Source organism: Flavobacterium zhoui (assembly GCF_042787235.1).
GTDB classification, from domain to species: Bacteria; Bacteroidota; Bacteroidia; order Flavobacteriales; family Flavobacteriaceae; genus Flavobacterium; species Flavobacterium zhoui.
The window spans coordinates 105431-128039 of the sequence record NZ_JBHZPY010000011.1 but is presented as its reverse complement, the minus strand read 5'-3'; the positions used below and the strand labels follow the sequence as shown (position 1 = coordinate 128039).

The following is a 22609-nucleotide window of genomic DNA, read 5'->3' as shown; positions in this document are numbered from 1 at the left end:
GAATTATGAAAACGATAAAATTTAAATACTTTCTTATTGCAATAGCAATGGTTTCTTTTGGATCCTGTTCGGAAGATTTTGTGAATATAACACCAAAAGGGGCTTTTCTTTCGGATAATTATTATGCCAATGAAGAGCAAGCTACAGCTGCTTTAGTTGGAGTTTACGATGCTATCAGAAAAAATTCAGGTGGTTTTGAAAATATGATTTCTATGATGAATGCAGGTTCAGATGACTTCTATGCAGGTGGTGGTGGAGCAAGTGACGGGGCAGGAATTCAAGGATTTTCTACGCACACACTTAACGCTACAACTGTTCCGGGAAGTTTTTGGAACGATCATTACCAAGGAATTTTCAGAGCGAATACTTTGCTTGTAAAATTACCAGAGGTTGCTATGGCTGATAATTTAAAAGTAAGATTTGCAGCAGAGTCAAAAGCATTGCGTGCTATCTATTATTTTAATTTGGTACGAATGTTTAAAAACGTTCCATTATTATTGAATCCTTTAACAGCGACTAATATGTATGATGTGGAGCAAGCAACTCCTGAAGCAGTTTATACTCAAATCGAAAAAGATTTATCAGATGCAATAAGTAGTTTACCAACAACGGTTCCAGCAGCTACAGAGTCTGGACGTCTTACAAAAGGTGCTGCTCAAGCCATGCTTGGGAAAGTATATTTGTACGAAGGCAAAAAAACAGAAGCAGCTGCCGTTCTAGCTCAAGTAAATGGAACTCCAGGCGCAACAAATCAATATGGCAATAAATTGTTGTCTAACTTTAATGATTTATGGGTAGTTGCCAATAAATTTAATACGGAATCAATTATAGAAGTATCGCATACAAGTGCTGGTAATTCTGATTGGGGATTCTGGGGAAGTGGTAGAGACGAAGGAAATTCATTAAATGTTATGATAGGTCCTAGAAGTTACTCTATACCTTCTGGTTCCACAGCTCCAGATTTACCATCCGGATGGAGTTTTAACGTTATTACACAAGATTTATATGATGCCATTAAATTGGATCCAAGATTTGGCGCTACAGTATTTGATCTTAAAGCTTTGAAAGCGGCAGGTAAGGCAGATTACATTGGTGGATATCAAGATACAGGATATTTCTTGAATAAATTTCTTCCTAGAAAAGCGGATGTTCGCACAGGCGGTGGAGCAGCCGAGTTGAATTACAGACAGAATACGTACGTGATTAGACTTGCAGATACTTATTTAATGGAAGCTGAGGCATTAGGTTCAGGAGCAAGAGCACAAGCATTACTTGATGCAGTTAGAACAAGAGTTGGTTTACCTTCTGTTCCGGTTACACTTGCAGCCATTAAAAACGAAAGAAGAATGGAACTTGCAGGCGAAGGACATAGATTCTTTGATTTAGTGAGATGGGGAGATGCTGCTACTAAATTAGCAAACAGAGGCTTCGTAGCAGGTAAAGATGAAATTTTTCCTATACCAACGAGAGAACTTCAAGGAACTAAATTGAAACAAAACTCAGGGTATAATTAATAAAAGATAAAATTATGAAAAAGATAAAATTTATTTTCAGCTTTGTATTACTACTGGCTGTTACTATAAGTTGTACTGTTGAGGGAATCAATAATGACACTGCTCTTTTAGGGACAGATTCATCAGCGAATGTCAATAAAATATTTGATATCAGTACGGATAACTCAGGGAAAGTAAAGATAACTCCAACAGCTGATGGCGCTACTTCGTTTCAAGTAGTTTATGGACAAGGTACTGGGTCGCCAGCTACAGTTGCTCCAGGAGCAAGTACAACTCACGTTTATCCAGAAGGAAAATATACGGTAAAAATTATCGCTACTTCTATTTCGGGTGCTAAAACAGAACAGACATTTCCATTAGATGTTGTTTATAGAGCTCCCGAAAGCTTAATCATTTCTACCTCTGGTGAGATGAAAGTAAAAGCTACGGCTTTATATGCCAAATCATTTTTAGTTTACTATGGAGATGTAGCGAATGAAGTTGGGAAAGCTATGGCAATAGACCAAGAATTACCAGCTCATACTTACCCGGCAACAGGCGGTCCTTTTGTCTTGAAAGTAGTAGCTCAAAGTGGTGGTGTTGCGACCAGTCAAGCAACTAAAACATTATTTGGATTTCCTATTGATTTTGAAACGGCAGCAGTAAATTACTTTTTTGGAACTTTTGGGGATGTGACTTTTTCTAAAGTAGCAAATCCAAACGCGACAGGTTTAAACACGAGTGCAACAGTAGGTAAATATACGAAACCAACTGGAGCAGCTTCATGGAGTGGTACTTATAGCCCATTAGATGTTCCTGTTAATTTTGCTTATGGCAGTAAAGTCAAAGTTTTTGCTTACAATCCAGATCCTGCAAATATTGGTAAGAAACTAAATGTTGAATTAGAATGGGCTGTTGGAGGAACTCCTGCAAATGGAGTTGCCGTACTAAAAGCACCATTTACTACATCTGGCGCTTGGGAAGAAATTGTATTTGATTACGGTGCTATTTCAGGAATACCTGTAGGAGCCAAATTTACGCAACTTGTTTTGCGCTACAATGATTCGGATTCTGGAATTGGAGAAGTTATTTATGTTGACAACATTAGATTAACAAATTAAAATAAAACTATGAAAACAAATATAAAATTCATTTTTGGAATTTTCTTTGCGTTACTTCTAACAGTTAGTAGTTGTACGCAGGAAAACTATTCGTTAGGAGATTTGAGTGCTCCGTCAAACATTATTGTCAATACACAGGTTGTAGGGCAAGATGCAACACATCCAAATGGTGATGGTTCAGGTAAAGTAAAAATTTCTATAACTGGTGACAATGCTCTTTCTTATAAAATAGATTATGATGCCAGTACACCGGTTGATTTAGTTTATTTACCAAATGGTACTGTTACTAATAAATACACAACTCTTGGTGTAAAAACCTATCGTATTACTGTCGTTGCTTATGGTAAAGGGGGATCTTCAACTAATGTTACTAAAGATGTTACAGTAAGAAGTGATTTTACCGTAAATCCTGCAATTGTTACTGCTCTAACAAATGACGCATCAAAAACTTGGGTTGTTGATAAAAGTGTACCAGGTCATCTAGGTGTAGGTCCTTGGAATGTATCTTCTATTAGACCGGAATGGTGGGCTTCAGGAATTAATGAAAAGGTAGCTTCTGCAAATTGTTTTTATACTGCCTCTTTTACTTTTGCTAAAGTTGCCGGTACAGGAACTTATTCTTTACAAGTTGCTACTCCAGATGGGGCATTTACAAAAACAGGTTCATTGACAACTCTTCCCGGTATCCCCGCAACAGGAGATGAAGGATGTTACAATTATGGAGGAGGAACTTCAGCTTTTTCTTTTATTCCTTCTTCAAGTGGAGCACCGGCATTGCCTTCAATGGCCGATAATTCACCATCAACTCAAACAAGTATTCTATTATCTGGAGTTACTACTTTTATTGGATATGGTGCTGTTCAGAAAGAATATGAGATTTTGGTTATAACATCAACTTATATGTATGTTAGAGTACAAGGAACCGAAACTGGAAATGCCTGGTATTTAAAATTAAAACCGGCACTCTAAGAAATTGAAATGAAATATAAGCTCAGAACTACATTTGAGAGTTCTGAGCTTTATTTAAATATTGATCAAAAAAAATAAATGATGAAAAATAATGTATCGCTTCAATTTTTTAAAAACAATGAATTCTCGAAGGCTTTGTTTTTTATCACTTTAGCTAATTTTTTAATGTTGTTTTCTTGCAGTGGGAATAACAATGAAGGAGACGAAGCAATAATAACACCTTCAAATCTTGCAATTTCTGCAACAATAGTTGGAGCAAATGCACAAAATCCAAACGGGAATGGTAGCGGAACCGTAAATTTTAGCTTAAGCGCAACTAATGCAACTTCTTATAAAATTTTACTTGGAAATGGAGAAACTAAAGAGCTGACAAGTGGTGATTTTACTTATACTTATACAACATCAGGAACAAAGACTTATGTTATATATGTATCTGCATATAATTCGGGGCATTTTGTTTCTACAACACTTTCAGTAACAGTTTTCGTAGGATCGTCTTTAGTTTGGTCAGATGAGTTTAATATTGACGGAGCGCCTGACGCCTCCAAATGGAATTTTCAAATATGGGATCCAGGTTATGTGAACGACGAACTTCAGTCGTATACCAATCGTTCAGAAAACACAATTGTTGAAGGGGGAGTTTTAAAAATAAAAGCCATTAGAGAAAAATATGGAAAGGGCGACTTCACTTCTGGAAGAATTGAATCCAATGGAAAATTTGATTTCACTTATGGAAAAATAATAATTAGGGCAAAAGTGCCTACTGGAGTAGGAACATGGCCAGCAGTCTGGATGCTGGGTAGTAATATTGGGAGTGTAGGATGGCCAAAATGTGGCGAGATAGATATTCTAGAGTCTGTTGGGAAAAATTTAAACCAGAATCATTCTTCTTTACATTCAGAAGGACGTTCTGGCGCTACTCCTGATACTGGTATTATAAAAGTACCAAATAGCAATACAGAATTTCATATCTATACAGCAGATTGGACAGCTACTTCTATAAAGTTTTACGTTGATGATATTTTGTATTATACTTTTGTAAATTCAGATAAATTTCCATTCAACAAGAACTTTTACTTGATTATAAATTTAGCAATGGGAGGCGTTTGGGGAGGTCCTGTAGATCCTAATTTCACATCATCAACTTTTGAGATTGATTATGTGAGGGTTTACAATTAATAAGTTTGTTTGGTTAGTCAGTTCTTCATTGTGAGCTTCTATTTGTAAGTTGGATAGAAGCTCTAGTGGGGAATAATAATTTAAAATAAAAAAATGAATCAGTCAAAAAAAATAATTTATTCCGTGCTTTTTCTTTTAATGAGCGTTTATTTTAATGCTCAAACATTAAAAGTGATGACATACAACATTCGTCTTGATATTGTGAGTGATGGGGAGAATGATTGGAATCATCGTAAAGATTATTTTACATCGCAAATTCAATTTTACGAACCGGATATTTTTGGAGTTCAAGAAGCAAGACCCAATCAGGTTATTGATATTGCATCATCGTTATTGCAATATAATAATGTTGGTATGGGAAGAGAAGGAATAGGGAAAGGTGAATCTTCTAATATTTTCTATAATAAGGAAAAATTTAGAGTTAAAGAAACTAGTACTTTCTGGCTATCTGAAACGCCAAATGAAATTTCCAAAGGCTGGGATGCTGCTTTTAACAGAGTTTGTACCTACGCACTTTTCAAAGATTTAAAAACAAAACAACTATTTTGGGTTTTTAATACCCATTTGGACCACATTGGCGAAGACGCAAGAACCAAAGGAATACAGCTTATTCTTTCGAAAATAAAGGAATTGAATACTAAAAAATATCCTGTAATTTTCATGGGAGATTTCAATTCAGAACCCAATGAAAATAGAATAGTTATACTCAAAAAAGTGATGGACGATTCTAGAGAGATTTCACAAGAGAAGCCTTTTGGTCCCTCAGGAACATTTAATAATTTCATTCACAATCAACCGGTGACCAAATTGATAGACTATATTTTTATTTCTAAAAACAGTATTTTAAAAGTAAAAAAATATGCGATTTTGAGCGATTCAAAAGATTTAAGATATCCATCAGATCATTTGCCAGTTTATGTCGAAATAAACTTTAAATAAAATATGAACACTATAAAAAATACCATGAAAATTTTCATTTTAATAACCTTTTCATTCCTGCTGTCAAAATGTTCTCCGGGTAGTGACACTGTTAATCCGGCTCCAACGCCAACTCCTCCGGTGGCTGTAAATGAAGTTGACTTTTGGTTGACCAAAGGCAATCAGACCGTAAGTCTTCAAAAGCAAACATCAATTTTAGCATTTGGGACATCCTATAATAATTATGCCTCTGTTGAGGTTGATGATTCACAAATTTTTCAAACTGTTGATGGATTCGGTTATACTTTAACGGGTGGAAGTGCCCAAGTTATTAATCTATTAAACCCGCAAAAAAGGCAAGAATTATTGCGGGAATTGTTTGGTGCCAATGATAATTCAATTGCTGTAAGTTATTTAAGAATCAGTATTGGTGCCTCAGATATGAATGCTACGCCATTTACTTATGATGATTTGCCAAGCGGACAAACAGATGTAAATCTGGACAACTTTAGTTTGGCTCCAGATAAAACGGATTTGATTCCAATGTTAAAAGAAATTGTAGCAATCAATCCTAAGATTAAAATTATGGCTACGCCATGGTCACCGCCAGTATGGATGAAAGATAATGCTAATTTTGTTGGAGGAAGTTTAAAACCGCAGTATTACGGAGTTTACGCACAGTATTTTGTGAAATACATCCAAAAAATGAAAGCCGAAGGAATTACCATTGATGCCATTACACCTCAAAATGAACCGTTGCATCCCGGAAATAATCCTAGTATGCTGATGCTCGCTTTACAACAGGCTGATTTTATCAAAAATCATTTGGGTCCTGCTTTTCAAACTGCAAATTTGACGACTAAAATTGTAGTATATGACCATAATTGCAACAAACCGGAATATCCAATAGCAGTGTTAAGCGATGCTTCGGCCTATCCTTTTATTGATGGCTCAGCTTTTCATTTGTATGAAGGAGATATAAGTGCTTTGTCAACAGTTCACAATGCTTTCCCTAATAAAAATTTATATTTTACGGAACAATATACTTCCTCTACCGGAAGTTTTGAAGGGGATTTGAAATGGCATGTAAAAAATGTAATAATTGGCTCTTTGCGAAATTGGAGTAAAACCGCATTAGAATGGAACTTGGCTAATAATGCCTCTTTTGGACCGAATACTCCGGGCGGTTGTACTACTTGTAAAGGAGCTTTAACTATAAATAGTAGTGATAATTTTACCAGAAATGTGGCATATTACATTATTGCACATGCCTCTAAATTTGTGCCTGCCGGTTCCGTTAGAATTGCAAGTAATATAAGCGGTAACTTAAATAATGTAGCTTTTAGAACGCCAAGTGGTAAAAAAGTTTTAATTGTTGAAAATGATGGAAGTACAGCCGAAATTTTCAACATTAAATTCAATGGAAATTGGGTTACAACTTCTTTAGAATCAGGTTCAGTAGGAACATATATTTGGTAGAAGTTCTTATATTTGGGAAACAACAATAACATTAACATAATATTTTTAGGTATGAAAAAAATAATCACGACAGCGCTTTTGGCTGTGTCTTTTTTTGCAATTTCGCAACAGAAAAGTAAAATAAAACCAGTCTCTTTTTCTGTAAAGGGGAAGACAGTTGCTGTTTACACCTCTGCTGACGGTACAAATTTAAGATTAACAAAAACAGATAATCTACAATTCACGGATCTAAAACAACCGTTAGAAACTCAACTTTGTGTTTTTGTGAATCCAAGTAAAACCTTTCAAACATTTTTGGGTATTGGTGGAGCAATAACGGATGCAAGCGCTGAGGTTTTTGCTAAATTGAATAAAGAAAATCAGAAAGAATTCTTAGAAGCTTATTACGATAAAGAAAAAGGAATTGGGTATTCCATAATAAGAACCAATATTCATAGTTGTGATTTTAGTTCAGGAAGTTATACTTATGTCGAAGAAGGTGACAAAGCGTTAAAGAGTTTCAACATCGAGCATGATAAAGAATTCAGAATTCCATTAATCAAAAAAGCAATTGCAGCTGCAGGAGGAAAGGCTACATTATATGTAACTCCATGGAGTCCACCCGCTTTTATGAAGGATACTAAAAACATGTTGAAAGGTGGTAAACTGTTACCTGAATTTTATCAGTCTTGGGCTAATTATTACGTAAAATTTATTAATAGCTACCAAAAAGAAGGAATTCCAGTTTGGGGATTAACAATCCAAAATGAGCCAATGGCTACACAATCATGGGAATCTTGTATTTATACTGCCGAAGAAGAACGTGATTTCCTGAAAAATTATTTGGGACCAACATTGAAAAAAGCGGGGCTTGGAGATAAAAAAATTACGGTTTGGGATCACAACAGAGATTTATTAGCACAAAGAGCAAGTACAATTCTAGATGATCCAGAAGCCAATAAGTATGTTTGGGGAATTGGTTTTCATTGGTATGAAAGTTGGAGTGGAGGAGAATCCATGTTTGAAAATGTTGGAAAAGTGCACGAAATGTATCCTGACAAAAACTTAATGTTCACAGAAGGCTGCGTGGAGAAATTTGATTATAAAAAATTACAACTTTGGGCAAATGGGGAACGATATGGAGAATCCATGATTCATGACTTTAATAACGGAACTGTAGGTTGGACAGATTGGAATATTCTTTTGGATGAAAATGGAGGGCCAAATCATGTAGGTAATTTTTGCTTTTCGCCGATACATGGCAATACAAAAACAGGGGAATTAATTTATACGCCTTCCTATTATTTTATTGGTCATTTTTCTAAATTTATTGGCAAAAGTGCAAAAAGAATAAGTAGTGTTTCCAGTCAAAGCTATTTAATGACTACATCATTTTTAAATCAAGATGGTAAAGCCGTAACGGTTGTTATGAATAAAACCGATAAGAAGTTGAAGTATAATTTATGCATTGGAACAAAAGCAACGGAAATTAATATTCTGCCTCATGCTATTCAAACATTAGTTTATTAAATCTCAAAAACGGTTTGTTTTAAAACCTTCTTTATGAAAAAAATAGTTTTAATAGTCTTTGGTTTCCTATCAGTTTCCTCCTTCGGACAAGGGTTTTTACATAGAAATGGGCAAAATATTGTCGATGGAAATGGACAAAATGTTGTGTTGCGAGGTTTAGGATTAGGCGGTTGGATGGTTCAGGAAGGATACATGCTTCAAACCGGTTCGTTTGCAGGTTCGCAACATGCAATAAAGCAGAAAATTACCGATTTAATTGGCACAAAAAACATGGAGAAGTTTTATGACTCCTATAAAGCAAACGGAATTACAAAAAGAGATATAGATTCATTGGCGGCTTGGGGTTTCAATTCCATTCGATTGCCAATGCATTATAACTTATACACATTGCCTATTGAAAAAGAAGCGGTTTCGGGTCAGAATACTTGGTTGAAAGAGGGTTTTAAAATGACCGATGATTTATTGAAATGGTGTGCTACCAATAAAATATATTTGATTTTAGATTTGCATGCAACTCCAGGAGGTCAGGGAAAAGATGCAAATATCTCCGATTATGATGAATCAAAACCATCACTTTGGGAAAGTACTGCAAATCAGGATAAAATGGTGGCGCTTTGGAAAAAGTTAGCGGTGCGTTACAAAGATAATCCTTGGATTGGAGCCTATGATATTATCAATGAACCCAATTGGAATTTCACGGGAACGAATCAAAATGGTTGTGATGAAAAGTCGAATGCGCCTTTGAGAGCGTTGCAACTCAGAATCACAAAAACCATAAGAGAAGTGGATACCAATCATTTAATTTTCATAGAAGGTAATTGCTGGGGAAATAATTACAATGGGATGTTCCCGCTGTGGGACGATAATATGGCGTTGAGTTTTCACAAATACTGGAACGATAATGATACGGCTTCCATACAGAATATGTTGAATTTTAGAACGCAATACAATGTGCCAATTTGGTTGGGTGAAAGTGGTGAGAATTCTAATGTTTGGTTTAAGGAAGCTATTTCTTTGGTTGAATCCAATAATATAGGTTGGGCTTTTTGGCCAATGAAAAAAATTGAAAATTTAGCTGGAGTTACTTCGGTTACAAAAACACCAGAATACGAGCAATTATTGCAATATTGGACAACCGGAGGAAAAAAGCCAACAGTAGCTTTTGCAAAAAAAGCATTAATGCAAATTGCTGAAAACTACAAAATGAAAAAACTGACTATCAGATACGATGTAACCGATGCGATGTTCAGACAAGTACAAACAACTGATACTAAAAAATACAAAAATCATCCATTGCCAGGGAAAATATTCGCGACTGAATATGATTTAGGACAAAACGGATTTGCTTATTTTGATAAAGATATCGCCAATTATGACGGAACTAAATTTACCAAATGGAATAAAGGTGGCGCCATGAGAAATGATGGTGTTGACATTCAATCTTGTACGGATAAAAGTACGAATGGTTTTCATGTTGCGTTTATTGAAGACGGAGAATGGTTGCAATACACCGTTGAGGTAAAAGCCAAAACTACTTTTGATGTTGCTATTCGGTATTCAAGCGAGGTCGCAGGAGGGAAGCTTTTTCTTAAAGATGAAAACGGGCAACTTTCTGAAACTATTACTATTCCATCTTCTGGAGGGATTGATAAGTGGCAAACGGTGACTTTGAAAAATGTGGTTTTAAAACAAGGAACGAATAAAATCAGAGTCTATTTCGAAAAAGGAAATTTCAATTTAAACTTTTTAGAATTTAAAAAACCAAGTGAGTAAAAAATAAAATGCCATTTCCTACTCTTTGGATTATGGAATAAATGAATTTGATTATAAAAATAACACTGCACTTAGAAATGAAAAAAATAGTAACTACAACACTTTTATTGACCTGCTTTATTGCGTTTTCTCAACAAAAAACGATTGACCAAAAAGTGGATGCTTTGCTAAAGCGAATGACTCTTGAAGAAAAAATAGGGCAACTTAATCAATATACCGGTGACAATGCTGCTACTGGACCCATTACCATAAATCCAAATAAACAATCTGAGATTAAAACAGGTTTAAATGGTTCTATGTTGAATGTTTTGGGAACGCAACACACGAGACAATACCAAGAATTAGCGATGCAATCGAGATTGAAAATCCCGTTGTTATTTGGCCAAGATGTTATTCATGGATATAAAACTACTTTTCCGATTCCTTTGGCGGAAGCCGCAAGTTGGGATTTAGATGCGATGGAACTTTCTGCAAGAATTGCTGCAACCGAAGCGGCTGCAAGCGGAATCCATTGGACATTTGCGCCCATGGTGGATATTGCGCGTGATCCTCGTTGGGGGCGTGTAATGGAAGGTGCCGGAGAAGATACCTATTTGGGTTCGAGAATTGCTTATGCGAGAGTGAAAGGTTTTCAAGGAAAATTAGGTGATGTTAATTCTGTAATGGCTTGCGTGAAACATTTTGCTGCTTATGGCGCTGCAATTGGCGGAAGAGATTATAACTCGGTTGATATGAGTGAAAGAATGCTTTGGGAAACGTATTTGCCGCCTTTCAAAGCCGCTTTGGATGCAGGTGCCGCAACCTTTATGAATTCGTTCAATGACCTTAACGGAATTCCGGCAACAGGGAATAAATATTTGCAAAGAGACATCTTGAAAGGAAAATGGAATTTTAAAGGTTTCGTCGTTTCGGATTGGGGTTCAATAGGCGAAATGATCAACCACGGATATGTAAAAGACAGTAAAGAAGCGGCATTAGCTGCTATAACTGCGGGAAGTGATATGGACATGGAAAGCAATGCGTACCGATATAATTTGGCACAATTAGTAAAAGAGAAAAAAGTGCCAATTGCCTTGATTGATGATGCCGTGAAAAGAATTTTACGCAAGAAATTTGAATTGGGATTATTCGAAGATCCTTATAAATATTCGAATCCGGAAAGAGAACAAGCAGCGTTAAATAATCCGGAACACAGAAAAGCAGCTAGAGAAATTGCGGCAAAAAGTATCGTATTATTGAAGAATGAGAAAAGTGTTTTGCCAATTTCAAAACAAACAAAAACAATTGCTTTTATTGGCCCTTTGGTTAAAGAACGAAAGCAAAACATGGGTTTTTGGTCTGTAGAATTACCGGAAGTGGATTATGATAAACATGTTATTTCACAATGGGAAGGTTTGCAAAATAAAGTAGGGAATACGGCCAAATTGCTTTACGCCAAAGGTTGTGAAATTGAAGGGGATAATAAAGATGGTTTTGCAGAAGCAATCGCTATTGCGAATCAAGCGGATGTTGTGATTTTAAGCATTGGTGAAAGAAGAGATATGAGCGGAGAAGCTAAAAGCCGCAGCAATCTTCGGTTATCTGGTGTTCAGGAAGAGTTGATAAAAGCGATTCAAGCAACTGGAAAACCAGTTGTGGTTTTAATCAACGCAGGAAGACCACTTATTTTTAATTGGACTGCTGACAATGTTCCTGCAATTCTGTATACTTGGTGGTTGGGAAGTGAAGCAGGAAATGCTATTGCCGATGTTTTGTTTGGCGATTACAATCCTTCGGGGAAATTACCAATGTCTTTCCCGAGAGAAGAAGGTCAGATTCCTATTTATTACAATCATTTTAACACAGGAAGACCAGCGAAAAATGAAAATGAAACAAACTACGTTTCGGCATATACAGACTTAAAAAACAGTCCGAAGTTTCCTTTTGGATATGGATTGAGTTATACGACTTTCGAATATTCGAATTTGAAATTGTCTAAAAACAAAATTAAAAGTACGGAAAAAATTACCGTATCATTAAATGTAACCAATTCAGGAAAAGTAGCTGGAGAAGAAGTTGTTCAGTTGTATTTGAGAGACAAAGTAGGTTCAGTAATCCGTCCAATTATTGAATTGAAAGATTTTCAAAAAATAAAACTGAATGCTGGGCAAACGAAAACGATAAAATTTAGTATTGACAAAGAAAAAATATCTTTTTATAATGCTAATTTGCAGTGGGTTGCTGAGCCTGGAGATTTTGATGTGATGATTGGTTCGTCTTCTGCGGATATTCGCTTGAAAGATAGTTTTGAATTATTGAATTAAGAAAAGCAATATAGTATCCAATTTGTATTGTTGAAAAATAAAATAAGATTAATAAGAAATCCATTAGAAATAATGGATTTTTTTGTGATTCATTCGCGACTTTTTGAGAAGTGTTTTTATAGCTGTTTTAGTATTTTAAAGGAGTTGTTAGTCATAAATAATTTATAATTATGATCTTATCCCATCCCTATCGTCATTAAAATGCACTAACTTAACCAAAGTTAAAAATTTTAAATACTATGACGAATCTAAAACTTAGGGCTTTTATACCTCTTTTTTATCTTGTTTGGTCCGATGACCTATTGACACAAAAAGAGTTTTTGACTTTACAAGAGTTTATTGGTTCACAGAACTGGCTTTCCGAAAAGGAGAAAGAATTGCTTTTTTCGAAAGTGAATGTTTTAAATCCGCCGTCACGGGAACAGCTTATTGATTGGAAATCTAAAATAGAAAAAATTATTCAAGATAAACCTTCGGTTAGGCGCATTTTTGATATTTCTATAATACTTTCAGAAAACGACAAAACTATTATAGAATTAGAACAGGCATTTACAAAACTTGAAAATGACCTCGGAATTTTAGGTGGAGAAGTTTTTGGGGATTTTAAAACTACTGCAAATACCTTAACTTCAAATTGTCAAACGGTCAAACGGTTCGACACAGAAAAACTGACACAGATTCTGGACGGTAAAGAGGCCGAGATTATCAAGAAAGTGAAATCAATCATCAGCCGTCTGGATTTTGCCTACGAAACTTCGACTGATACTGATGTCTATCGTGAAAAAGTATACGATTGGTGTAAAATTCTCGCTGAAGAAAACTTAGGGAATATGGCCTATCCAAAGCAATATGGCGGAGGGGGAAATCTGGCTGATTATTTTGCCATCATGGAAACATTAAGTTATCATGATTTGAGTTTGGTGATTAAATTTGGAGTTCAATTTGGGCTTTGGGGTATGAGCATACAAGCGCTGGGTACACAAAAACATTATATAAAATACTTAAAAGATATTGGTTCACTAAAATTACCCGGTTGTTTTGCAATGACAGAAACCAATCATGGTTCGAATGTCAAAGGACTTGAAACAACGGCGACCTATAATCACGGTGACCAAACATTTACTATTCACACACCGAATGAAAATGCGCAGAAAGAATACATTGGGAACGCGGCAAAACACGGCCAAATGGCTACAGTTTTTGCGAAATTAATCATTGGCGGTAATGATTATGGTATTAATGCGTTTATCGTTGCGTTGCGTGATACTAGCGGTAAGATACTAAAAGGGATTGCTATTGGTGATTGCGGACTTAAAATGGGGCTTAATGGTGTTGATAACGGGACGATCCGTTTTGAAAATGTTGTCATTCCGAAAGAAAATATGCTAGATCGGTTTGCTTCAATAAATGAAAAAGGAGAATTTGAAAGTCCGATTCCAAGTGACAATCGACGGTTTTTTACCATGCTCGGGACTTTGGTAGGAGGCAGAATTGGAATTCCAAGATCTGCATTGGCTGCAGCCAAATCAGGATTGACAATAGCGATTAGGTACAGCAACCAGCGCAGGCAATTTGGACCTGAAGGCAGCTCGGAAGTTCCAATTTTAAATTACCGAATGCACCAACGCCGACTAATTCCATTGTTGGCAAAGACCTATGCGATTCATTTTGCTTTGCAATATCTGACTAACCGTTTCATTAATAAAAATGAATCTGAAATGCAGGAAATCGAGGCTCTTGCCGCTGGAATGAAAGCCTATTCAACATGGAGTACCAGAGATACATTGCAGGAATGTCGCGAAGCTTGTGGCGGCAAAGGATATTTGTCCGAAAATCGTATAGATGCCTTAAAAAATGATACGGAGATTTATACCACTTTTGAAGGCGATAATACCGTATTGATGCAATTGGTAGCCAAGAATCGTCTGTCAGAGTTCCGTAAATCATTTGGTGAAATGGATGCAATGGGAATAATCAATTACGTTTATGAGAATGCTAAGACCGCAATTTCTGAAAGAAACCCGATTATAACCCGAAAAACGGATGATGATCATTTGCTCGACGACCAGTTTCATTTGCATACCTTTCTGTATAGGGAAAAAACGACATTGGCATCAGCGGCAAAGCGACTTAAAAAACTCATTGATGGTGGGCTTGAATCTTATGATGCCTTCAATGTAGTACAGCACCAAATGATTGATGTTTCTCAAGCTTATCTCGAAAGAATAATCCTCGAGCAATTTCAGGCAGCCATACAATCCATTAAGGATGAAAAGTGCAGAGAAATAGTATTGAAACTGTGCCAATTGTATGCGCTTTCGCAAATTGAAAGGAATAAAGGCTGGTATCTTGAAGATGGTTATATGGAAGGGGTAAAGACGAAAGCAATCCGTAAGATGGTGAATCAACTTAGCTGGGAAATCAGACCGGATGCGGTTTCTTTGGTTGAAGCGTTTGACATTCCCAAAAGTTGTCTTGCGGCACCTATTGCGTTGTACTAATCTATAATTTTTTTGGGATATTAATTGGACCCTTTTTAAAGTTGTTATTTGAGGTTTGTGCGGGATGTTTTAAGCGAAATAAGACATAAAAAAAACTCCTTAATTTCTTAAGGAGTTTTTTGTGGGCTGTCAGGGACTGCAATCGAACACTTGGTGCCTATATTGACATTTTTTGACAACTTAAAGTAACATTTTCAAGTTCGTTCTTTAGTACGACATAGAGAGTGAAAATAGATAATTTTTCAGGATTGATAGAAAAAAAATTAGTTTTTACAGTTTTATAATGAGCTTTATCTTGCTTTACTATAACTGTGATCTTCTACGTTTTAAAGTTTAATATTTATAAATAATTATATTTCAATAAATTTATCTTCAAGTCAATGTACTCCAATTGAAGATTATTTTTCAAAACATCATATTCCGCCGAAAGCGATTGATTTTTCACTGAGGAATATACAATAGCTTCCACTTTACCACTTGTAAATTTAGCTTGTGTAGTGGCTAAGGAAGATTTGGCAAACTTTTGCTTCTCCATCAATTTATGCTGAAGTTGCGAATAATTCCTTTTGTTTTGTTCTTCCAATACAACTTGTTTGTCCAATAGTTGTTTTTCCTGCTCTATGACTAGTTTTGCCTTATCACCTACTATTTTTGATGCACTGATTTTTTTATTGTTTCTAAAGCCATTAAAAATTGGAACGCTCAACTGCATACCAACTTGTTGACTTTTATTATCTTCTAATTGATTGAAAAAAGAATCTGTGTTTGCATTTTCTTGTTTAATATTTTTATAATAAAAAGTGGAATACCCATAATAGGCTGACAATATTGGATAATTACTCGTCCTTTCTAAACGGATCAACTTCAAACTGTTTTGATAATTGAGCTCGGCAAGTTTAATTTTAGGATTATACAACTCATTATCAGAATCTTTAGTTCGTTCCTTTAAATATGGTTCTAATACAACATCATTGGTCGCTACATCCGTAACATTCATCAACTGGAATAATTCTGTTTTTTTTATGGCACACAATTGTTCAGTTTCAAGATTTCGATTTTCTTCTTCCGAAAAGCTCAATTGCATATCGTACAAATCACTTTGAGGTTTACTCCCAATGGTCACTTCTTTAGCTACTCTGTCCAGATTGAATGAAGCTTGCCTAAGCTGCTCTTTTTGGATTTTCGATAACTCCTGAGTATAAAGTGCCTGATAATAGCTTTCCAAAAGCTGCAATTTATATTCGTTTTCTAAGACTTCTTTTTCGGCTTGGGCTTGCTCAATATTGATTTTATCTTTTTGAGCATTCGCAAAAGCACTAAAATCTATCAGATTAGTTCTGGCATTAAGGTAGAAATTATTATTTTGAATGTTAGAGCTTACTCTTCCGTTAGTCGACGGATCAATCGTAGATCCAAAATTATATCCTTGTTCTGCATACAAGTTAATAGTTGGTAACATTCTATTTAAAACTGAATTCTGTGACTTTTGAGTTCTTTTTATTTCGAGTTGTCCGATTTTTATTTCGATATTATTCTTCAAAGCCGTTTCCATACAACGTGTGAGCGACCAAGAAGTATCCTGAGCACTTGCCAATGCACAAAAGGCTAAAAAGACAACCGTAAAAACAATTTTTTTATTCATATTTTAAATATTTCAAAACATCTGTTTTTGTTGCTTGATAGGCTCTTGACAAAACAATGATTAACGTTAAAACCAATAATATTATAAAGCCAAAAAGGAATGGAAACAAGGTCATTTCAATTCTAAAAGCAAAATTCTCAAGCCACATATTCAATAAATAATAGGTGGGAAACAAAGCAATTAAAAACCCAATGACACAATATAAAACATACTGTTTAGAGAGTTCTTTCAATAATAAATTGGTTTCTGCTCCAAGCGTTTTTCTGATTGCAATTTCTTTCATGCGTCTTTGAATTGAATACGAAGCCAAGGCGAATAACCCGAAAAGCGCAATACCAATTACAACAATATTTAACAATGAAAAAAGATTCTTTTGCTTCACATACGATTCATAGGTTCTAGCGTATAGTTTATCTACAAAATCGTATTTAAACGGATATTCGGTATCGACTTTGCTCCATAATTTTTCAATATCGGCAATCGTATTTTCAATATTATCTGCTTTTAGTTTTATATAAACTTTATCTATGTTTTGAGCAATACCAATTGTTTTAAGATGATAGAAATACATCCCGGACACCGCAACTTCAGGACTTAATAAATTAAAATCTTTTACAACTCCTATGATTTTTAATTTTCGTTCTTTGATAATTAGTTCTTTTCCTATAGGCTCTTTCATGTTCATCAACTTTTGTGCTGTTTCATTAATCACCACAGAAGTAATAGTATCCGAAGCATGTTTCTGATCTAGAGACCTTCCTTTAACTACTTCTATTTTCATCATTTCGAACATACCAAAATCAACTGCAATTGTTCGTGCTTTAAAAAGTTCATCATTGTACAATACACCTCCTAATGAATCATCTGAACCATCAAATGAAATCAATCCTGTAGAAGCTTGTTCTACACCTTTTATTTTAGCCAGTTCTTGTTTTATTGTACTGTATTTGTTGTAGATATTTTGCCCTACGTTTTCCACTTCATAATCCGAATCAGGAAAATTCAAATTAATTTCAATCACTTGATCTCCTTTAAAACCTAAATCTTTATTGGTTAGATAATCGATTTGCTGATACACAATGTAAGAACCAACAATAAAGAAAGTAGCCACTGTAAACTGGAAAATCAACATTCCGTTACGCAACCAGATTCCGTTTTTATTTCTTCCAAAATTACCTTTCAGAACTTTTAAAGTTTCGAAATTAGCAACATAAACGGCTGGAAGTATTCCTGCTACCAAAACTGTAATACTAAAAATCAGAATTAATTGCAGATAAAACTGACTGCCTATTATTCGTAAACTCTTATTTAAAAAATCATTGTAATACGGCAAAGTCAACTCAACAATAACTAATGCTAGTAAAATCGAAAACAAACTTATTAGAGCAGTTTCAAAAATAAATTGAATAACAATAGTACCTTTTGAAGCCCCCACAACTTTACGAACACCAACTTCTTTAGCACGTTTAACCGCATTCGCTGTAGCCAAATTGATATAATTTACAATCGAAAGAATGAGAATTAAAACAGATAACCCAACCATAATCAACAAAAACTGATAATTTCCTCTCCCTTCTGGATATCCATCTGTAATAGAATGTAATCTCGCTTTTGAAAGTGGCTCTATAACTACATTAAAATGACCTATTTTCTTAGCCATTTCTTCTAAAGTAAAACCTTCTTCCTGCGCAATTCTCCGAACAAAATCTTGGTTGTAAGTTTTCTCTAAACTCTTTCGAGTATTCTCAATTTTTAATGGATCTTTAATTTTAAGAAGTAACTTGAATATAAAAGGTCCTGTCGTATTTTCACTTTTGAACTGCGTCATTTTATTCATTATAACATCTGGAGCAATTGAAGAGTTCCCTGGAATATGATACACAGCGCGCACTATAAACATTTGATCCAAACATGTTATTTGTTTACCAATCGGATTTTCGTCACCAAAAACTCGTTTAGCAATCACATCTGAAATAGCAACACTTGAATCATCCTTTAATGCCGAAACAGCATCTCCCTTAATAATTTCAAATGGAAAAAGAGAAAAGAAATCAGGCTCAACATTAATAATTTTATCAACTATTTCTTTCTTGCCTTTGTAGATAATTTTATCCTTTTGATACCAGCTGTCAGCATAAACTACCTTTTCTACATTAGTATCTTTATCTAAAATAGGTTTTAGGAATAAAGCACAATCTGAAAAAACTGGCATTCCTGTTAACTGTACTAAAACCTGATATATATTGTCTTTTTCGGGATTCCAAGCATCATAACTTTGTTCTTCATTCCAATACAGTAATGCGAAAATTAATCCTGAAATTCCAATGGCCAATCCAAAAATGTTTAGAAATGAAAACAGTTTGTTTTGCTTTAAATGATAGAGGAATATTTTTATATAGTTTAATAACATTATTTGGGTTTTGGTTAGTTAAAAAAGGGTATAAATCTTTTAATTATTCGTATTTTAAATATTTTAAAACATCCATTCTGGTTACTTGAAAAGCTTTTGCCAATACAATTATTAATGTTAAGAACAGTAAAGACAGAAAAGCAATTGCAAAAGGAAAAATTTGAATTGTAATTCGGTACGCAAAATTTTCGAGCCATTTTTCTAATAATAAGTAGGCAGGAACTACGCCGATTACAAAACCTATTAAACAGAAAACAAAATATTGTTTTGATAATTCTTTGAGCAAAACATTGGTTTCGGCACCTAAGGTTTTTCGAATAGCGATTTCTCGTAATCTTCGCTCCATAGAGAAAGAAGCCAGAGCAAACAATCCAAAAATGGCAATAAGAACAACCACCACATTTAGGATTGAAAATAGATTTTTTTGTTTTACATATTCCTTAAAAGATCGTGCGTATTTTTTATCTACAAACTCATACGAGAACGGATATTCGGTATCCACTTTAGTTTTCCAAAATTGTTCAATATCGCTCATCGTTTCTTCAATATTTTCTCCTTTTACTTTTACAAAAATTGAATTTATACCTTGCAACATCAATGGCATTGTCTTTAGATGCGTAAACACCATTGATGAGTTTTTTTCTTGAGGTCCTCTTAAATTGAAGTCTTTTACAACGCTGATTATTTTGAATTTCTCACCATTACGAGAAACAATTTCTTTTCCTACTGGCTGTTTGATTCCTAATATTTTTACAGCTGTTTCATTAACCATTACATTATTGATGGTGTCTGAAGCGAATTGAGAATTGAAATACCTTCCTTCACTTAATTTGATATTCATCATTTCCATCATTCCAAAATCAACAGCCATGTTTAGCCCTTGAATGCGAGCGTTTTGAAAAGCATAATCGCTTGAAGAACGTGCACCATTTCCAAAAGAGAAATTTGCAGTAGCCACTTGATTAACGCCTTTCATTCTGCTCAATCTATCTTTTGTTGCCAAATAGTTCTTAAAAAAATCGTTCTTATAACTTGCCTCAGATTGTTTGTCAAATTTTTTCAGAAAATCAATTTCAATAACTTGATCACCCTTAAAGCCAAGGTTTTTATTGGTTAAGTAATTTACCTGTTGGTAGACAATCGTTGTGCCGATAATAAAAAAAACAGCTATAGCAAATTGAAAAACCAACATACTGTTGCGCAACCAAATTCCAGTCTTACTTCTGTTAAAATTCCCTTTTAAGACTTTTTGTGCTTCAAAACTTGAAATATATAGCGCTGGGAAAAATCCTCCTAATAAAACCACTGTTCCGAAAATAAATAACAATTGTAAATAGAATTGACTACCATAAATTTTCAAATCTTTGTCTAAAAGTTCATTATAATAAGGCAATGAAATCTCGACAATTACTAATGCGAAAAGAATAGAAAGGAGAACAATTACTAGTGTTTCCGAGATAAATTGAAATGTGATATTCCTTTTACTTGCACCCAGTACTTTGCGCACTCCTACCTCTTTCGCTCTCTTAATAGCACTGGCAGTAGCTAAATTTATATAATTAATAATGGAAAGAATCATTATTAAAATAGACAATCCTGCCATTATGATTAAATATTGATAATTTCCCACTCCTTCTGGATATCCCCAACCTCCTACTAATGAAGAATTGAGACGAGCCTCTTTAAGTGGTTCTAGATTTATAGCAACTATCCCATGTTCTTTTATTTGCTGTTGTAAACTAATATTGGCTTCTTTAGCTTCGGGTTTAATAACATTATCAATAAAAAGTTGCTCAATTTTTCGTTCTACTAACTCTTTTTTAGAATTATCCTTAAGTTTTATAAGCAAACAAAAATTAAAAGTCTCCCATTGGTCTAAACTCTGTGTTATAACTTTTATAAAGTTATCTGTCATCACAACATCAGGAGCAAAAGAGCTTTTCATTTCATTTTTATAAACACCACTAACGGTATAAAAGTTTTCTCCAAATTTTATTTGCTTACCTATTGGGTTTTCTTTGTTAAAAAAAGTATTATAAATTTTCTCAGAAATAGCAATAGAAGAATCATTTTTTAAAGCATTTTTAGCATTTCCGAAAATAAAAGGAAAGGGGAAATAATCGAAAAATTTGTTTTGAGTATTAAATGCCTTCGCTATTTTTTGTTTTTTTCCATTATAGCTAAACAAATCTGAATCATACCAATTATAGCTGTAATTGTAACTTGCTACATTGGGATCATTTTTCAAATATTGTCCTATGGGAGCAACTGTATAAGGCCATTTATTGTTGTTCAAAGTATTTATAACCATATAAACGTTATCCTTTTCAGGATTCCATTTATCATAACTATGTTCGTCATTCCAATATAAAATGGCGAAAATCACGCCTGCAATACCAATGCTCAAACCCAAAACGTTGAGAAAAGAAAACAATTTATTTTGCTTTAAATGATAGAGAAATATTTTTATCCAATTGAGAATCATAACTTTTTGATTGATTTAATTTTGATTGATGAAGTTTAAGAGGTTTACAAAAGTATTTTGCAAAGCAACTTAAAAATGATTGTGATAATTGATATGAGAATAATTATCATTTTTATACTTTAAAAACATCAACATTTCTTTGATTTACCTTTTCAGAAATGACAACTCCATCTTTCATAAGGATTGTCTTCTGCGAGAAGGAAGCATCATAATCTGAGTGCGTCACCATCAGGATTGTGGCACCGTTGGCATGCAAATCAGTCAATAATTCCATTACTTCATTTCCGTTCTTGCTGTCTAGATTTCCTGTTGGCTCATCGGCAAGAATAATCTTTGGGTCGTTAATCAAGGCTCTTGCTACCGCTACACGTTGTTGCTGTCCTCCGGAAAGTTGCTGTGGAAAATGTTTTAATCGGTGGGAAATTCCTAGTTTATCAGCTATTGCTTCTACTTTTTTCTTTCTGTCAGAGGATGGAACTTTATTGTAAATCAACGGCAATTCAATATTGTCATAAACTGATAATTCATCTATTAGGTTGAAATTCTGAAAAATAAAGCCAATATTTTCTTTTCTTGCTTTCGATTTTTCTTTCTCTTTCAGCCCAATCATTTCTTGATTAAGTAACTGATAACTCCCGCCCGAAGCACTGTCTAGCAACCCAACAATATTTAATAAAGTGGACTTTCCGCTTCCCGATGGTCCCATAATCGAAACAAAATCTCCTTGATTAATGGTTAATGAAACTTCACTTAATGCCATGGTTTCCACTTCTTCGGTTCTAAATACTTTTGAAAGATTTTTAATTGTGATCATACTATTCGTTTTT

14 protein-coding genes are annotated in these 22609 nt (G+C 34.5%); 10 read left to right on the top strand and 4 right to left on the bottom strand.

Annotation, left to right across the window (positions count from 1 at the left end; translation table 11 throughout):
• Positions 1-5: 5 nt before the first annotated feature.
• The 10 genes from ACFX5F_RS12875 to ACFX5F_RS12830 all read left to right on the top strand — a co-directional run bounded on the left by ACFX5F_RS12875 (position 6) and on the right by ACFX5F_RS12830 (position 15245).
• A complete protein-coding gene (locus tag ACFX5F_RS12875) occupies positions 6-1514 on the top strand; it encodes a RagB/SusD family nutrient uptake outer membrane protein (RefSeq protein ID WP_379852406.1) in 1509 nt (502 codons plus the stop codon).
• Between the two features lie 14 nt (positions 1515-1528).
• Complete coding sequence (locus ACFX5F_RS12870; protein ID WP_379852405.1) at positions 1529-2614, top strand: hypothetical protein; 1086 nt, start codon at positions 1529-1531, stop codon at positions 2612-2614.
• 9 nt (positions 2615-2623) lie between these two features.
• A complete protein-coding gene (locus ACFX5F_RS12865; protein ID WP_379852404.1) occupies positions 2624-3583 on the top strand; it encodes a hypothetical protein in 960 nt (319 codons plus the stop codon).
• 78 nt (positions 3584-3661) lie between these two features.
• Complete coding sequence (locus tag ACFX5F_RS12860) at positions 3662-4762, top strand: family 16 glycosylhydrolase (protein ID WP_379852403.1); 1101 nt, start codon at positions 3662-3664, stop codon at positions 4760-4762.
• A gap of 93 nt (positions 4763-4855) precedes the next feature.
• A complete protein-coding gene (locus ACFX5F_RS12855) occupies positions 4856-5701 on the top strand; it encodes an endonuclease/exonuclease/phosphatase family protein (RefSeq protein WP_379852402.1) in 846 nt (281 codons plus the stop codon).
• 3 nt (positions 5702-5704) lie between these two features.
• The gene (locus tag ACFX5F_RS12850; protein WP_379852401.1) at positions 5705-7159 is read left to right on the top strand and encodes a glycoside hydrolase family 30 protein; all 1455 of its coding nucleotides are present in this window, start codon (positions 5705-5707) and stop codon (positions 7157-7159) included.
• 51 nt (positions 7160-7210) lie between these two features.
• Positions 7211-8668 (top strand): glycoside hydrolase family 30 protein, encoded by a 1458-nt coding sequence (locus tag ACFX5F_RS12845; RefSeq protein WP_379852400.1) that lies wholly within the window; start codon positions 7211-7213, stop codon positions 8666-8668.
• Between the two features lie 33 nt (positions 8669-8701).
• A complete protein-coding gene (locus tag ACFX5F_RS12840; RefSeq protein WP_379852399.1) occupies positions 8702-10441 on the top strand; it encodes a cellulase family glycosylhydrolase in 1740 nt (579 codons plus the stop codon).
• 77 nt (positions 10442-10518) lie between these two features.
• Positions 10519-12744: a beta-glucosidase BglX gene (gene bglX / locus ACFX5F_RS12835; RefSeq protein WP_379852398.1), complete on the top strand. Its 2226-nt coding sequence runs from the start codon at positions 10519-10521 to the stop codon at positions 12742-12744.
• A 239-nt stretch (positions 12745-12983) separates the two neighbouring features.
• Positions 12984-15245, top strand: coding sequence for an acyl-CoA dehydrogenase family protein (locus ACFX5F_RS12830; RefSeq protein WP_379852397.1), 2262 nt, complete (start codon positions 12984-12986; stop codon positions 15243-15245).
• A 340-nt stretch (positions 15246-15585) separates the two neighbouring features.
• On the opposite strand, the gene ACFX5F_RS12825 is transcribed toward ACFX5F_RS12830, so the two are convergent.
• The 4 genes from ACFX5F_RS12825 to ACFX5F_RS12810 form a co-directional block, all read right to left on the bottom strand.
• Positions 15586-16887 carry a TolC family protein gene (locus ACFX5F_RS12825; RefSeq protein ID WP_379852396.1) on the bottom strand — a complete coding sequence of 434 codons (1302 nt, stop codon included), beginning with the start codon at positions 16885-16887 and terminating at the stop codon, positions 15586-15588.
• Complete coding sequence (locus ACFX5F_RS12820; RefSeq protein WP_379852395.1) at positions 16880-19297, bottom strand: ABC transporter permease; 2418 nt, start codon at positions 19295-19297, stop codon at positions 16880-16882. The genes ACFX5F_RS12825 and ACFX5F_RS12820 overlap by 8 nt, the downstream gene beginning before the upstream one ends.
• 43 nt (positions 19298-19340) lie before the next feature.
• Entirely contained in the window at positions 19341-21782 is a 2442-nt protein-coding gene (locus ACFX5F_RS12815) for an ABC transporter permease (protein WP_379852394.1), read from the bottom strand.
• A gap of 112 nt (positions 21783-21894) precedes the next feature.
• Positions 21895-22596, bottom strand: a complete 702-nt coding sequence (locus ACFX5F_RS12810; RefSeq protein ID WP_379852393.1) for an ABC transporter ATP-binding protein — start codon at positions 22594-22596, stop codon at positions 21895-21897.
• Positions 22597-22609: the final 13 nt, after the last annotated feature.

Coding starts and splice junctions, on each gene's coding strand:
- ACFX5F_RS12875 (WP_379852406.1), top strand. CDS start 6: ATGAAAACGATAAAATTTAAATACTTTCTTATTGCAATAGCAATGGTT.
- ACFX5F_RS12870 (WP_379852405.1), top strand. CDS start 1,529: ATGAAAAAGATAAAATTTATTTTCAGCTTTGTATTACTACTGGCTGTT.
- ACFX5F_RS12865 (WP_379852404.1), top strand. CDS start 2,624: ATGAAAACAAATATAAAATTCATTTTTGGAATTTTCTTTGCGTTACTT.
- ACFX5F_RS12860 (WP_379852403.1), top strand. CDS start 3,662: ATGATGAAAAATAATGTATCGCTTCAATTTTTTAAAAACAATGAATTC.
- ACFX5F_RS12855 (WP_379852402.1), top strand. CDS start 4,856: ATGAATCAGTCAAAAAAAATAATTTATTCCGTGCTTTTTCTTTTAATG.
- ACFX5F_RS12850 (WP_379852401.1), top strand. CDS start 5,705: ATGAACACTATAAAAAATACCATGAAAATTTTCATTTTAATAACCTTT.
- ACFX5F_RS12845 (WP_379852400.1), top strand. CDS start 7,211: ATGAAAAAAATAATCACGACAGCGCTTTTGGCTGTGTCTTTTTTTGCA.
- ACFX5F_RS12840 (WP_379852399.1), top strand. CDS start 8,702: ATGAAAAAAATAGTTTTAATAGTCTTTGGTTTCCTATCAGTTTCCTCC.
- bglX (WP_379852398.1), top strand. CDS start 10,519: ATGAAAAAAATAGTAACTACAACACTTTTATTGACCTGCTTTATTGCG.
- ACFX5F_RS12830 (WP_379852397.1), top strand. CDS start 12,984: ATGACGAATCTAAAACTTAGGGCTTTTATACCTCTTTTTTATCTTGTT.
- ACFX5F_RS12825 (WP_379852396.1), bottom strand. CDS start 16,887: ATGAATAAAAAAATTGTTTTTACGGTTGTCTTTTTAGCCTTTTGTGCA.
- ACFX5F_RS12820 (WP_379852395.1), bottom strand. CDS start 19,297: ATGTTATTAAACTATATAAAAATATTCCTCTATCATTTAAAGCAAAAC.
- ACFX5F_RS12815 (WP_379852394.1), bottom strand. CDS start 21,782: ATGATTCTCAATTGGATAAAAATATTTCTCTATCATTTAAAGCAAAAT.
- ACFX5F_RS12810 (WP_379852393.1), bottom strand. CDS start 22,596: ATGATCACAATTAAAAATCTTTCAAAAGTATTTAGAACCGAAGAAGTG.